This window comes from Curtobacterium sp. MCBD17_026 (assembly GCF_003234895.2).
Lineage (GTDB): Bacteria > Actinomycetota > Actinomycetes > Actinomycetales > Microbacteriaceae > Curtobacterium > Curtobacterium flaccumfaciens.
Genome location: NZ_CP126281.1, coordinates 185,561 through 199,744 on the forward strand (window position 1 = coordinate 185,561; position 14,184 = coordinate 199,744).

Sequence of the window (14,184 nt, forward strand, 5' to 3'; positions counted from 1 at the left end):
CCGGATCAGGCTTCGACGGAGGCGGCGGTCGGGCTCGCCGCAGTCACGGCTGCGGGGACGGGGACCGCCGCGGTGGTGGGGACCTCGGCCAGGGTGATCGGCCCGTGCGTCCGGTGACGCCAGCTCGACCACGCCCAGCCGACGAGCAGCACGCCGCCGATGAAGAGCAGGGCGCTGTACTGCAGCCACCACGAGGTGCCGGTCAGGTCGTAGATCTCCGGCCGGGGCCAGATGAGGTTGATCGCCATGCCGATCTGGAACGCCACGGCCAGCGCGTTGAGCGGGATGCCCCAGCGACCGAGGGTGAACAGCGGCTTGCCGTCCTCGTCCACCCCGGTCGGCAGCCCCGTGCGCCGGAGCTTGATCCGCTGGACCAGCAGCGGCCCGGTGACCCCGAGGTAGGCCAGGTAGAGCATCGCGATGCACAGGCTCGACAGGGCGGTGAAGATCGCGGACTGCCCGATGTTGACGGCGAGGGCCAGCCCGGCGCCGACCCCGACGACGATCGACGCGGCGATCGGGGTGCCGGTTCGGGGCGAGACCCGGGCGAGGGTGCGGTGGAAGGGCAGCGCCTTCTCGCGCGCCATCGAGTAGACCATCCGGGCGCCGGCGGTCTGCACGGCGAGGGTGCAGGCGAAGACCGCGACGGCGACGGTGCAGAGCAGGAGCCGGCCGAAGACGTCGCCCAGGGTCGACGTGATCACCCAGGCGAGACCCTGCGTGGCGAGCTTGCCGTCGGTCAGGCTCGGGGCCGCGACGAGGGCGCCGATGATGAGCAGCCCGCCGCCGAGACCGGAGACCGTGAGTGCCCGGACGATCGTCTTCGGGGTGGTCCGGCGCGGGTTGTGGGTCTCCTCGGCGAGCTCACCGGCCGAGTCGAAGCCGACCATCACGTACGCGGCCATCAGCGAGGACGCCAGGAACGCCCACACGTACGGCTCGGTGCTCGTCGACCCGGCGGTCGTGAACACCACGGACGCGCTGCGGTGCGGCAGCAGGAACAGCGCGCCGATGAGCACGACCACGCCGACGATCTCGATGAGCACGCCGAAGCTCGTCACGCGGGCCATCAGCCGGACGCTCGTGATGTTCACGATCGTCGTCACGGCGAGCATCACCAGACCGAGGACCACCGCGTTCGCGGCACCGGTCGGCGACGCGACGGACGGGTCCGCTCCCGGACCGCCGACGACCTGGAACCCGTCCCAGATCGCGGGGAGCACGGCCTGCACGGCGATGGCCGCCACCGCGACGGTGAGGATCTGGCCGATGATCATCGTCCAGCCGGTGAACCACCCGAACCGGGCTCCGGCCAGGCGGCTCGACCACTGGAAGATCGCGCCGGAGATCGGCCAGCGGGCCGCGAGCTGCGCGAAGTTCAGCGCGACGAGCAGCTGGCCACCGAAGACGAGCGGCCACGCCCAGAAGAACGCGGCACCGCCGAGCCCGAAGCCGAGTCCGAACAGCTGGAAGACCGTGGTGAGGATCGAGACGAAGGAGAAGCCCGCCGCGAAGGAGGAGAACGAGCCGACCCCGCGGTGGAGTTCCTGCTCGTAGCCCAGGCGGGCGAGCCCCTGGGTGTCGACGTCGGACGTGGCGCGCGGTGCGTGGAGCGGTGCTTGCGGAGAACGCATGACTGCAGACCTTTCGCGGAGTACCTGTCGGGTGACAGGTAGTGCGACAAGTGTCTTGCGGCCCTGTGTCGTCGCCGTTGCCCGTCTGTTTCGAGTGCGTGACGGCAGGCCTCGGCGTGTAAACGTTCCGAGTCGGCGGGCAGATCAGCGGCGGGGGATCACCAGTGGGGGATCACTCGACGTCGACGTCCCGCTTGCCGCGGCGGACGATGAGCGGGTCCGGCTTGCCGATGACGTCGGTGTCCTTGTCCGGGTAGTCGAACTGCGTCAGGAAGTACCGCATCGCATTGAGCCGCGCGCGCTTCTTGTCGTTCGACCGCACGATCGTCCACGGCGCGTAGCGCTTGCTCGTCCGGGTGAACATCGCCGTCTTCGCCTCGGTGTAGTCCTCCCACCGGTCGAGCGACAGCAGGTCGATGTCGGACAGCTTCCACCGCCGCACCGGGTCGAGCTGCCGCATCGCGAACCGTGTCCGCTGCTCGCGCCGGGTCACCGAGAACCAGAACTTCGTCAGGTGGATGCCGGAGTCGACGAGCATCCGCTCGAACTGCGGCACCTGGGTCATGAACGACTCGTACTCGTCGTCGCTGCAGAAGCCCATCACCCGTTCGACGCCGGCACGGTTGTACCAGGAGCGGTCGAACAGGACCATCTCTCCGGCGGCCGGCAGGTGCTGCACGTACCGCTGGAAGTACCACTCACCACGCTCGCGCTCGGTCGGCTTGCTCAGTGCCACGACCCGCGAGGTCCGGGGGTTGAGGTGCTCCGTGAACCGCTTGATCGTGCCGCCCTTGCCCGCGGCGTCACGCCCCTCGAAGAGCACGACGACCTTCTGGCCGGTGTCCTCGAGCCAGTACTGGCACTTCAGCAGCTCGATCTGCAGCAGGTACTTCTGGTACTCGTACTCGTCCCGCGGCAGGCGCTCCGAGTACGGGTAGTCGTCCTGCCAGGTGAGCACCGGGTTGCCGTGCGGGTCGATCAGCTCCGGGTCGGCCGTCTGGCCGTCCGCGACGCTGTACCCCTCGGTCCGCAGCTGTTCGATGTACTCCCGCAACGGCTGCGAGTACGGCGCTGTGTCCACGGTGTCCTCCCTCTGCGAGCCGATCGGCTGTCGGCCCCAGGCCATCCTGGCCCGGCCACCCGCACGACCGCCCCATGCCTCGCCCTGGACGCGACCCGACGACGGCCTGGAGGCGCGGTGCGGGCCCGCCCCGTGCCTCCCGACCGCATGTGCCCTGTCTCAGGCCATGATGGTGCCATGACGGACCAGGCCGAGATGATCCACCCCGAGATCGCACCGAGCGGAGACGGGTGCGTCGAGTGCGACGCGACCGGCTCGTGGTGGGTGCACCTGCGCCGCTGCGCGGCGTGCGGCCACGTCGGCTGCTGCGACGACTCCCTCAACACGCACGCGACGCGGCACTGGGAGGAGACCGGGCACGCGGTCATCCAGAGCTACGAGCCCGGCGAGACCTGGGCGTGGGACTACCGCGACGACACCCGCTCCGAGGGGCTCGAGCTCGCAGCACCCACCAGCCACCCCGTGACGCAGGCAGTCCCCGGGCCGGCGGATCGCCTTCCCGGGGACTGGTTGGAACTGCTCGGCGGATCACGCTGATCCGCGGCGGTCGTCAGGTCAGTTCAGCCCGACCTGCGTCGCCGCGTACTCGGCCTGCGGCTGCGTGAACTGGTTCCCTGCGGATGACGTGAGCTGTGCGATGAGGCTCGCGCGCGAGAAGCCCATGCCCGAGGACATGTAGCCCTCCGCGGCGGTGACTGCCTGTGCGTTCCAGTCGGCCCCGGCCTTCGCGACGGCGTACTGCGCCTGCTCGGGGGTGAACTGGTTGCCGGCGCTCGACGTCAGCTGACCGTTCAGGCTGGCCTCGGAGAAGCCCATGCCGGAGTCGAGGTACCCCTTGGCTGCGGCGCGTGCCTGTGCGTTCCAGTCGGCACCGGAGTGGTCGATGGCCCACTGCGCGTCCGCCTGAGCGAACCCGTTGCCCGCGCTCGAGGTCAGCTGCTGGAGCAGGCTGGCGGCGGAGAAGCCCATGCCGGAGTCGAGGTAGCTCTTCGCAGCCGCAGCTGCCTGGAGCTGTCCGACGGTGCCGGATGCCTCGGCGGGCTTGTCGGCGGTCGCCTTCTCGGGGGTCTTCGGCTTCTCCACCTTCTTCGACTCCTCGCTCGCAGCGGCCGGGCTGGCAGCGGCGACCTCGGTGGCAGCAGCAGCGTCAGTGGCAGAGTCGTCGGAGGAGCCGCTGTACACGCCCGCGAGCATGGCGCCGAGGATCACTGCGACTGCGCCGACAACGGTCCCCGCGACGGCGCGGCGCCCCTTGCGACGGATGCCAATGATGCCGAGCACCACTGCGACGACGCCGAGGAAGATGCCGAACCCGTTCGTCGGCGGGATCACCGCGAAGAGGATGCCGAGGATCCCGAGGACGACCGCTGCGGTGCCGAGGCGGGCTCGTGCCGGACGCGGCTCGGGAGCCGCGGGGACGTAGGCAGGAGGCTGCTCGGTGGGGGTGGTCTCGGGCATGTCGGGTTCTCCGGAAGTTCTGAGGATCAGCAAAGGCGAGCAAACGTTACAACCGGTCCGGACACGGTTGCACCGCAGAGATCGAGTCAGCTCGGAACCTTGCGCGAACCCGCAGCGATGTGGTTCGGCGACCACCCAGAACTGGGGGACCACGCCGCTTTCGTGGCTCGCGTTCGGCGGACACGACAAGAGGAAGAGGCACGGAGCCAGCTGGCTCCGTGCCTCTCAATTGTCGTCAGGTCAGACGGCCGCGGTCGCCTCGTCGCGGCGCGGGAGCTTCCAGCCCGGACGCACGAAGTGGCAGGTGTAGCCGTGCGGGTTCTTCTCGAGGTAGTCCTGGTGCTCGTCCTCGGCCTCCCAGAACGGGCCGGCCGCGGTGACCTCGGTGACGACCTTGCCGGGCCAGATGCCCGACGCGTCGACGTCCGCGATGGTGTCGAGCGCGACCTGCTTCTGCTCGTCGGTCGTGGTGAAGATCGCCGAACGGTAGCTGCGACCGATGTCGTTGCCCTGGCGGTCCTTCGTCGACGGGTCGTGGATCTGGAAGAAGAACTCCAGCAGGTCCCGGTACGAGATCTGGGACGGGTCGAAGACGATCTCGACCGACTCGGCGTGGTCGCCGTGGTTGCGGTACGTCGCGTTCGGCACGTCGCCGCCGGAGTAGCCGACGCGGGTGCTGACGATGCCGGGACGACGACGGAGGAGCTGCTGCGCTCCCCAGAAGCAGCCGCCGGCGAGGATGGCGGTCTCGGTGGTGGTCATGGTGGCCTCCTGGGCTCTCGTGTCACTGGCTGCGACACCGTGTGGTGCAACCGGCAACAGGGACGATCTGTTCCCGTCGTCAGGTCCGCTGTGGGGCACGGACCCACCCGGGTGTGCGGTCGGTACGACTCGACCCTACGAGCGGGACCTCGGTGCCAGCTCCCTATTGGTTCCACGCTGCAACTATCGACCCCTTTGGCCCTTGCTGGTGGTGGTGTCGCAGCAGACGCCTGCGCAAGCTGAGGTAACCGGTGCGGCTCCCGAATGCTGGTGCCGTCGCGCGTGGCGTGATCGCACCCCGGAAGTCGATCGGCTGCCGGACTGGGTTGGAAGGCTATGCGCATCTATCTACTGACCGGGCCCGAGCCGCATCGGTGCCTGCTATATCGGGTCGGTGCAGCTTGATTCGACCCCCTCATGTGGGGGTGCGGGTGGGGGAGTAGTTCCGTAGCGTGACTTTCTGGTTGCTCGGCGACGCCATGGGGGCGTCATCGCTGGTTGCGGCCTGTTGAGGGGTTCTGCGCGTGTTCGCATCGTCGCTGTCGTCTGTTCGTTCTCGTTGGGTGTTGCTCGCGGTCATCACGTTGGTGGCCCTGTTCGGGTCGCTGTTGGCGGTGGTGAGCCCGCCTGCACCAGCGCAGGCGGTGGTGACGGGGGATGGTGGTCAGTTCGTCACGACCACCGGCCGCGTGTTGGACACGCGTGATGGCACGGGTGGGTACTCGACGCCGATGGCGGCGAACAAGAGCCGTACGGTGCAGGTCACTGGCAAGTTCGGTATCCCCGCTGATGCTTCCGCGGTGGTGCTCGCTGCGACGGTGGTGCACCCGGCGAGTCAGGGCCAGCTGTTCGGCCGTGCGGACGCTGATACGCCTGGTGCGTCGCTGATGATGGTGTACGGCGGTGGCGGCCTGGACACGTCGACGAACTCGTCGACCCTCGCGATCGGCGCGGGTGGCAAGGTGACGGTCACGACGGAAACGTCCGTGGACCTGGTCTTGGACGTGCAGGGCTACTACACGTCGACCGACAGTGGTGTCGCGGCCGGTGGGTTCGTCGCCGGAAACGGTTCCTCGCTGGCGAGTTCGGTGTCGGGGTCGCAGGTCCCGCAGGCGCAGATCGGGCCGGGCAAGACGGTTCAGATCCAGGTCACCGGCCGAAATGGTGTCCCGGCGGGCGCGTCCGCGGTCGCAGTGAACTTCCTCGTCCTGAGCCGCAATCAAACCAACGGGTACATCACCCCGTACGCAACGGGCGGCACGGTGGGGTCGACGGCGATGAACTACCCGGCGGCGGTGACGTCGTCGATGTCGATGCAGGTGCCGTTGAGCGCGGACGGCAAGATGAGTGTCTACAACCGGGACGGCACGATCGACATGGTCATCGCGCTGCAGGGGTACTTCACCAAGAGCAACCCGGGTGGCGTGTTCACGCCCGCAGCGGACCGTCTCTACGAATCGAAGAGCACCACTGCTGGGTCCTACGCGGCGAAGGAGACCCGCACCATCAAGATCGCAGGCGTGAAGAGCGTCCCGGAGAACGGCACCGGCGTGTCCGCAGTCGCGGTGACGCTGACCGCGATCCACCCGGGCGCCAATGAGGGTACTGCGACGCTGTGGCCGACGGGGGTGAGCCGGCCGAGTTCGATGTACTCGATCGTGTTCCCGAAGAACACGATCCGCTCGAACACCGCGATCGTGCCGCTCGGCGCAGACGGCAACATCCAGCTGTATTCCAACGGTCCGGACACGGCGGACTACATCATCGACCTGCAGGGCTACTACAACGCCCTCCCGACGGGGCCGGCGGACACGAACCAGACCGGGCAGCGGACGTCGGCGACCACGCTGCCGTTCCCGATCACGGACCAGACCAACGCCAGCGTCGATGTCGGTACCGGCAACCTGCTTGTGACGACGTCGGCGATGTCGCTGCCGGGTGTGACGCAGAACAGCACGATCGGGGCTGCGTACAACTCGCGGGCGAAGAACGTCGCGGACAGCACCACGATGAACGCCAACCGGTGGCAGTACGCCCTCGCCGGCGCCGGGAACCTCACGTCCAACGGTGACGGTGTGGTCTACACCGACGCCGTTGGCACGGCGTGGCAGTTCACCCCGGGCACGACTGTCGGCACGTACACCACGCCGGCGGGGCTGCAGCAGACCCTCACGAAGGTCGACAACAGCACCACCCACGAGTACACGTTGAAGGGGTGGACGTCGAACTCGACCACGCACTTCAACCTCGCCGGGCAGCCGACCTCGATCGTGGATCGGAACCAGAACCAGGTCAGCTTCAACACCTCCGACGGGTACGCGCTCACCTCGCTCGTCTCCACCGCGGGCACGACCGGTGCGCGGACGGCGAACTCGTCCTACGCCAACGGCGTGCAGACCTTCTCGCAGACCAGCGGCTCGAGCAGCCGGTCCGTGTCGTGGGCGAAGAACAGCACCGGTGACATCACCACGTACACGGACGCGACGGGTGCGAAGACGACCTTCGCGTACACGAACGGCGACCTGGCCTCGATCACGGCGCCGACGGGCGGGGTGACGACGTTCACGTACGACTCGTCCGACCGGGTCACGCAGGTCCAGCAGCGCAACACCACTGCTGGCTCGCCGGGTACCGCGGTCACCCGGTTCTCCTACGCGGATGACACGACGACGCAGGTCGCTGACCCGCGGTCGGATCAGTCGGCGACGGTCGCTGCCGCGAAGCACACGACGTACACGCTCGATGGCAACGACCTCGTAACAAAGGCCGTTGACCCGGCAAAGCGTGAGCGTTCCAAGACGTACAACCCGGCGAACAACGGGGTCGCGACGTCGCAGGTCGGCGCTGACGGAGCTGCCGGTACCGGCACGACGACGAACAAGTATGACAAGAACGACGGCCAATCGCTGACGCAGTCCCAGTCCAGCTCCGGATCGACATCGACAACGGACTACGCATCAGGCGCGGCGACGGCGTACCTGCCGTCGAAGGTGACCTCGAGCTCGAAGACGTCGACCAGCATCGGCTACGACGGTGTCGGCAACCAGACGTCCTCGCAGTCCGGTAGTGATCCCGCGGCCATGGCCGAGGTGACGTACAACAAGAAGGACGACGGCGACAAGTACGCGTGGGGTGCGGTGAAGACCGCGACCGCCCCAGGCAACAGCGGCAACCCGACGGTGTACGCGTACGACACGAACAACCAGCTCGGCTCGATCACCCCGCCCACCGGCACCAGCCTCGGGGCGCAGAAGTACGCCTACGACGACTTTGGCCGGGTGAAGAACCACACCGACGGTGGCGGTGGCGTCACCACGTACACGTACGACAACGACGACCGGCTCCTGACGACGGAGTTCGACGACGGCACCGCGACGGTGACGAACACGTACGACGGCAACGGGAACCGTCTCACCGAATCCTCCGCGACGGGGACGGTCACGAACACGTACGACCAGCGGAACCGGCTCACCTCCACGGTGAACACCGCGGGCGGCGGCACCGTGTCCTACGGCTACGACCTCGCCGGGAACACTGTCAAGGTCACCGATGAACAGGGCACCGTGACGCACGAGTACGACGCATCCGAGGTGCTCAACGCGACGACGTACCCGACGAACTCCGGCACGGCGAAGCAGCTGTACAAGACCGATGACCACGGCCGCCGCACGGATACCTGGCTCAACGCGACGCCGAACGCGGACCCGGCGAAGGACCCCGAGGTGTGGGCGGTGCACCAGAAGTTGACCTACGACAAGTCCAGCAAGGTCACCCGTGTCCAGGCGTCAGCCGACAGTTCCGCTCCGAAGGTCATTGTCGACACCACGTACTGCTACCTCGAGGGTGTCGGCGTCGGTTCGGCGTGCACGGCGACGGATGGGAAGAACGACCGCGATCGGCTGCAGTGGCTGAAGGACAACATCAGCGAGCAGACCACCGAATACGACTACACCACCAAAGCCTCAGACGGCACCACTTCGAACACGACCCGTCTGCAGAAGGCGACCCAGGCCGGCGGCGACACGAACAGCACCTGGACGTACACGTACGACTCAGCGGGAAACCGGCTCACCGAGACCGTGACCGGGGACCGCAGCACGTCGCAGGCGTTGAAGTTCAACGCGGTCGGGCAGATCACCAACGATGGGTACTCCTACGACGGCACCGGCAACATGACCACCGCACCGGGTGCCACGTTTACGTACAACGGCGCCCAGCAGATGACGTCGTCAACGAAGGACGGGAAGAAGACCACCTACACATACGCCGGCGCGGACATGACGCGCCTCCTGTCGCAGCGAACCGAAGACGGCGCCGAGTACCGGTACACGTACGGCAAGGGCCTCACCTCCCGCGAAGTCGTTGATAGCGGCGTTGCCTCAGTGCTCGCCGACCCGACAACCGGGCAGCCGCTGAACCTGCGGACCACGGACGGCACCACGTCGATGTGGGTTCTCGACGGCATCGGTAACCCTGCTGCTGCGATCGCTGACACCGGGGAGAAGGCGTACACCGTCAGCTACGACCCGTACGGGACAGAAGTAGTGACGTCCGGCGAGACCACTCAGCAGTGGAAGCAGAACCCTTTCGGCTTCAAGGGCGGCATCCGCGCCGGCGAGGACAACAGCCTCACCAAGTTCGGCTATCGCTGGCAGACGGCGACGACAGGTGGTTGGACGCAGCGCGATACCCTCGATGCACCCCTCGACCCAAGCAATGCCAACCGCTACGCATACGCAGCAGACGATCCAATCAACGGCAGCGATCCTTCCGGTCGCGCCTGGGTTGGGCCTTCGTTCAACGTCTGTGCTTTCATCTGCGGCAACGTTGGCGTCAGTTTCAACGACAAGGGCATCGGCGTGACCTATGGTTGGGGACTCGGCCCGCGTGCATCGGCATCCTTCAGTGTTCAGGGTGGCCCCGGCGGGAACACTAATAGCGACAGCACTTCCATCAGTGCAGACGCCGCGTATGGTGGGGGCATCGTCGGCAACGCAAGCCATGAGACCGGTTCTAGTTTGGGCTCGGGCTGGAGCGGATCCGGTGGGATCGAGGTCGGCGCAGGCTGGGGTATCTCGGTAGGGCGTCAGTACCAAACACAGTTTGACATTGGATAAGTATGTGGATACCAGGGTTTTTTCTCGGTCCGGCAGTAATCATCGTTGGGATTGTATTGCTTGTAATCCCGAGCAAAGCAGCACAATTCTTCCAGTCCGCCTCACGCCTTAACAGGGATGCGCATCCTGAGCGATTCTCCCCTGGAGTGCTCATTGCGCCGGCAATTGGTGCGATTCTGATTGGAATTGCGGTGCTTCTGATTACGATTTTCCTCAAGCCGAGCTAATCGCTGAAGTATTCTCAAGGGAGAGCGCCTCGTATTAAAGGGGCACTCTCCCTTGACCTCGCTAGTTGCGAAGTCATCGGCGGCATCGACCGGTACAAGAACGGACTCCGCTCCAGCAACACCGACACCGGGCTCACCAAATTTGGCTACCGCTGGCAATCCAGCACCACTGGTGGATGGATCGACCGCGACACCCTCGACGCACCCCTCAGCCCTTCCAACGCCAACCGATACGCGTTCGCAGGAGCGGACCCGATCAACTCCTCGGATCCCTCAGGTAGGTCTGTCGCCGGTGCCGCTGCTAGTGGTGTGGTGAACGGTCTCGGCGTGGCTGCCGGCGCGGTAATCTGTGCGTCTACTGGCGGGCTCGGGTGCCTTCTTGGGGGCGTTGCGGTGGGGGTCGCCTTTGGTGCGGCTGGGGGTGTTGCATCCGAAGCTGTTGAAGGTGGTTCGAATTACGGCCAGAGCGCGCTCGAGGGAGCGGTGGAAGGTGGAGTATCGGGTCTCGTCGGAGGCGGACTCGGAGTTGCTGCGACACGTTTCCTACCCACGAGGCTCTAGGGAGATATTGCCGTGAACGTGACCCTGTTCTGGTTGATCTGGGCAGCATTGGTAGTTGTGGCTGTGTTTGGCCTGTTCCTAATTCTGCTCAGCGCGAGGCACACTGTACGAGCTGAGGGCTTTGGGCGAGTCAGGATGCATCGCGGGCCGGGTGCTTCCGCTTATTGGTCAGGAATGGCGATCCTTGTCGCCGATGTGGTTCTCATATTCGTATTCGCTTACGCATTCTCTGCGTGAACGAGCACCTCCCCGATCCCTCTAACGGTGCAGGGAAGGGTGCAGGCGCATGGAGTCGCATCTCGTGAGTCTACGGTTACGAGGCGTCTCGTCCGTGCTGTGGTCGAACGCGTCAGACCGGTGGGGTTCCGTAGCAATGCGATCTCGCAACTGTGTGTCGCAAGCCGCTCGCTCGATTGTTGTGTTCGACGTTGGTTGCGAGACAGGACCCGTTATGGGCTGAAGCTGATCGGGTACGCGGAGCGACCAGGCGGCACGAAGCAGCTCGCCAGGAACGGTGCGAACGCACGACGGGTGAGGCTCGCCCGTGATTCGGCATGTGCCGACCGGAGGCGCGGTACCAGTGGGCACCGCGCCTCCAGTCCGGGGTGGGCCGGTGTCAGCTCGCGGTGTCCTCGAGCGCGGCGAGCGCGGCCACGTCCTCGGCGGCGAGCACGAAGTCGACGTCGGCGTTCTCGGCGATGCGCGCCGGGGTCGTGGACTTCGGCAGGGGCAGGACGTCCTTCTCGAGCAGGTAGCGGATCGCGACCTGGGCGACGGTCTTGTCGTACTTCGCGGCGATCTCGGCGATCTGCTCGTTCTCGAGCAGTCCGCCGGTGGCGAGCGGGGAGTAGCCCTCGGTCAAGATGTCGTGCTCGCGGTCGAAGGCGGTCGTCTCGTCCTGGGTGTTGCCGATGAACCAGCGGATCTGGTTGGCGTGCGGGACGACGTCCGTGCGGCCGAGCAGGTCCTCGAGGTCGGCGACGGCGAAGTTCGAGACACCGATGCTCTTGGTGCGGCCGGCGTCGTAGAGCTCCTCGAAGACCTTCCAGACCTCGACGTTGCCGTCGCGGTGGTCGGAGCCCATGTCGCTCCACGGCCACGGCGCGTGGATCAGGTACAGGTCGACGTGTCCGAGGTCGAGGTTGTTGCTCGACTCCTCGAAGGCGTCGCGGGCGCCCGAGGCCGTCTTGATCTCGGCCGGCAGCTTCGTGGTGATGAAGAGTTCGTCGCGGGGGATGCCGCTGTCGCGGACGGCCTCGCCGACGCTCGCCTCGTTGCCGTACGCCAGGGCGGTGTCGATGTGGCGGTAGCCGAGGTCGAGGGCGGTCTTCGTCGCGTCGTACGCGTCGGAGCCGGACGGGATCTGCCAGGTGCCGAAGCCGATCTTCGGGATGTGCAGACCGTTGGACAGGGTGAACGTGTCGATGAGTGCGGGCATGCAGCGGACAGTACGCCGCAACCGCACAGCGTTCCGAGGGGCTGCCGGGTTGGATGGCGCCCACCTCGAACGGACGGAAGGACGCCCCCATGCCCCTGAACCCCACCGTGCACGACCGGAAGACCGGTGTCACCCCGCCCGGAGCGGCCGGCGGCTTCGAGCTCGCCCTGCTCGACCGCGGTGCCGATCTGCTGCAGACCTCGGCGCCGCTGCGGGGCTTCGACGTCTACGTGGTCGGCTTCCACTGCGTGAAGGGCGAGCCCGACGTGCAGATGGAGGCGCACCACTTCTGCAAGGTGGTGAACGCCGAGATGCTGCAGTGCGTGCTCTTCGACGGCAACACCGCCGACGCGAACCTGATCGGCATCGAGTACATCGTGTCCGAGCGGCTGTTCGACTCCCTGCCCGAGGACGAGCAGGCGTCGTGGCACCCGCACAACCACGAGGTGTTCTCCGGCGAACTCGTCGCTCCGGGCCTGCCGATCGCGGTGGAGACCGAGCTGATGGGGCACCTGGTGAACTCGTACGGCAAGACGTGGCACACCTGGCACAGCACCCCGATGGGATCGCAGCCCGCACACGACCTGCCGATCGGCGATCCGATGCTCATGTGGTCGTTCAACCGCGAGGGGGAGGTGGACAGCGCACTGCAGCAGGACCGGAACCAGGCGATGCGCACCGATCCGGAACCGCGCAAGGAGTCGCGGGCGAAGTACCTGGACCGCGCCCACCCGCAGCGCGGTGTCGGCGCGATGCGCGACGCCTTCACCGGCACGACCCCGACCCCGGGTGTCGTCGACGCTGACGACGGACGCCCCTGACGACGGACGGGAGGCCCGTGGCGGTGTCGCCACGGGCCTCCCGTCCGGCGTGTGCTGTGGTTCAGCGCGCGGTGCGCGTCCCGATCCGCGGCAGGACGAAGCCGAGCACGATCATCGCGACCGCGAGGAACGCGTGCAGGACGTTGTCGGCGCTGTTGAGCGGCACGAAGTTGGCGGGGTCTGCCATGCCGGCGGTGAACAGGCCGTAGACGAAGAGCACCAGGTAGACGATGCCGCCGACGAGCAGGTACAGGCGTGCCGAGGCGGCGCGGCGGGCGGCGAGCAGCCCGACGATGCCGAAGAGCAGGTGCACGATGTTGTGCAGGACGGACACCTGGAACGTGCCCAGGAGCAGGGCCATGGAGCCGTGGCCGGCCATGGACATCGAGCCCATGTCCATGGTGAGTCCGGGGATGAACCCGGCGATGCCGACGATCAGGAAGACGACACCGAAGACGAACGCGCCCCGCTGGGTCCACGTCGAGCCAGAGCCGGTGCGTGCGGTTGCTGCGCTGCTGGTCATGATCAGCCCTCTTTTCTGTACGCGCCGCAGCGTGCGGCGCACATGACATTCGGAGCGCTTCCCCGGTCGGTTTGCAGTGTCGTGCGCTGATGCGTTCGGGGGACAGTGACCCTGTGCCTCCGTGCACGAGCGCTGCCTACCGTCCACGGCACACCACGACGAGAGGAAACACCATGGCAAGTGGAGTCGCAGCAGTCTGGGTCCCGGTCAGCGACATGGAGCGCGCCGTCGCGTTCTACCGCGACACGCTCGGTCTCACCGTCAAGGACCAGTCCGACGACTGGAGCGAGATCGACGCCGGCGGCCTGATGATCGGCCTGAACGGGCGCGAGTCCGCCAGCCAGGCGAGCGACGGCGGCGCCGTCGTGTCGTTCCAGCCGGACGGCAGCATCGAGGACGAGGTCGCCGCGCTCAAGGAGCGCGGCGCGGACATCCAGGGCGAGATCAGCGAGCACCCGTGGGGCAAGATCATCCCCTTCAAGGACAGCGAGGGCAACGACCTGCAGCTCTACTCGCCCCCGCAGGGCTGACCCAGCCGGGTGCGGGACGCACCCATGGACGG

11 protein-coding genes are annotated in these 14,184 nt (G+C 66.9%); 5 read left to right on the forward strand and 6 right to left on the reverse strand.

All coding sequences use genetic code 11. The annotated features are described in order from the left end of the window. Positions 1-5: 5 nt before the first annotated feature. Entirely contained in the window at positions 6-1,634 is a 1,629-nt protein-coding gene (locus DEI85_RS00925) for an APC family permease (RefSeq protein WP_111124089.1), read from the reverse strand. A 172-nt stretch (positions 1,635-1,806) separates the two neighbouring features. Next, on the reverse strand, positions 1,807-2,715 hold the full coding sequence (gene ppk2, locus DEI85_RS00930) for a polyphosphate kinase 2 (protein WP_258369751.1): 909 nt from the start codon (positions 2,713-2,715) through the stop codon (positions 1,807-1,809). Positions 2,716-2,892: 177 nt separating this feature from the next. Between ppk2 and DEI85_RS00935 the strand changes: the two genes are divergently transcribed. Next, positions 2,893-3,252, forward strand: a complete 360-nt coding sequence (locus DEI85_RS00935; protein WP_071404761.1) for a UBP-type zinc finger domain-containing protein — start codon at positions 2,893-2,895, stop codon at positions 3,250-3,252. An 18-nt stretch (positions 3,253-3,270) separates the two neighbouring features. On the opposite strand, the gene DEI85_RS00940 is transcribed toward DEI85_RS00935, so the two are convergent. Both DEI85_RS00940 and msrA read right to left on the reverse strand, forming a co-directional pair. Then, positions 3,271-4,173 carry an Ltp family lipoprotein gene (locus DEI85_RS00940; RefSeq protein ID WP_111124090.1) on the reverse strand — a complete coding sequence of 301 codons (903 nt, stop codon included), beginning with the start codon at positions 4,171-4,173 and terminating at the stop codon, positions 3,271-3,273. Positions 4,174-4,413: 240 nt separating this feature from the next. Then, positions 4,414-4,935, reverse strand: coding sequence for a peptide-methionine (S)-S-oxide reductase MsrA (gene msrA, locus DEI85_RS00945; protein ID WP_111090102.1), 522 nt, complete (start codon positions 4,933-4,935; stop codon positions 4,414-4,416). A 692-nt stretch (positions 4,936-5,627) separates the two neighbouring features. Between msrA and DEI85_RS00950 the strand changes: the two genes are divergently transcribed. Both DEI85_RS00950 and DEI85_RS17590 read left to right on the forward strand, forming a co-directional pair. After that, positions 5,628-10,052, forward strand: coding sequence for an RHS repeat domain-containing protein (locus tag DEI85_RS00950; RefSeq protein WP_146249017.1), 4,425 nt, complete (start codon positions 5,628-5,630; stop codon positions 10,050-10,052). Between the two features lie 311 nt (positions 10,053-10,363). Continuing rightward, the gene (locus DEI85_RS17590) at positions 10,364-10,840 is read left to right on the forward strand and encodes an RHS repeat-associated core domain-containing protein (protein WP_349815127.1); all 477 of its coding nucleotides are present in this window, start codon (positions 10,364-10,366) and stop codon (positions 10,838-10,840) included. A 616-nt stretch (positions 10,841-11,456) separates the two neighbouring features. On the opposite strand, the gene DEI85_RS00955 is transcribed toward DEI85_RS17590, so the two are convergent. Continuing rightward, entirely contained in the window at positions 11,457-12,278 is an 822-nt protein-coding gene (locus DEI85_RS00955) for an aldo/keto reductase (protein ID WP_111090104.1), read from the reverse strand. A gap of 89 nt (positions 12,279-12,367) precedes the next feature. On the opposite strand from DEI85_RS00955, the gene DEI85_RS00960 reads away from it, so the two are divergent. After that, complete coding sequence (locus DEI85_RS00960) at positions 12,368-13,099, forward strand: OBAP family protein (RefSeq protein WP_110858544.1); 732 nt, start codon at positions 12,368-12,370, stop codon at positions 13,097-13,099. A 61-nt stretch (positions 13,100-13,160) separates the two neighbouring features. Here DEI85_RS00960 and DEI85_RS00965 read toward each other — a convergent pair whose 3' ends face one another. Beyond that, the gene (locus tag DEI85_RS00965; protein ID WP_111090105.1) at positions 13,161-13,622 is read right to left on the reverse strand and encodes a DUF4383 domain-containing protein; all 462 of its coding nucleotides are present in this window, start codon (positions 13,620-13,622) and stop codon (positions 13,161-13,163) included. 173 nt (positions 13,623-13,795) lie between these two features. Between DEI85_RS00965 and DEI85_RS00970 the strand changes: the two genes are divergently transcribed. Then, positions 13,796-14,152, forward strand: coding sequence for a VOC family protein (locus tag DEI85_RS00970; RefSeq protein WP_027467232.1), 357 nt, complete (start codon positions 13,796-13,798; stop codon positions 14,150-14,152). The last annotated feature ends 32 nt before the right edge of the window (positions 14,153-14,184 follow it).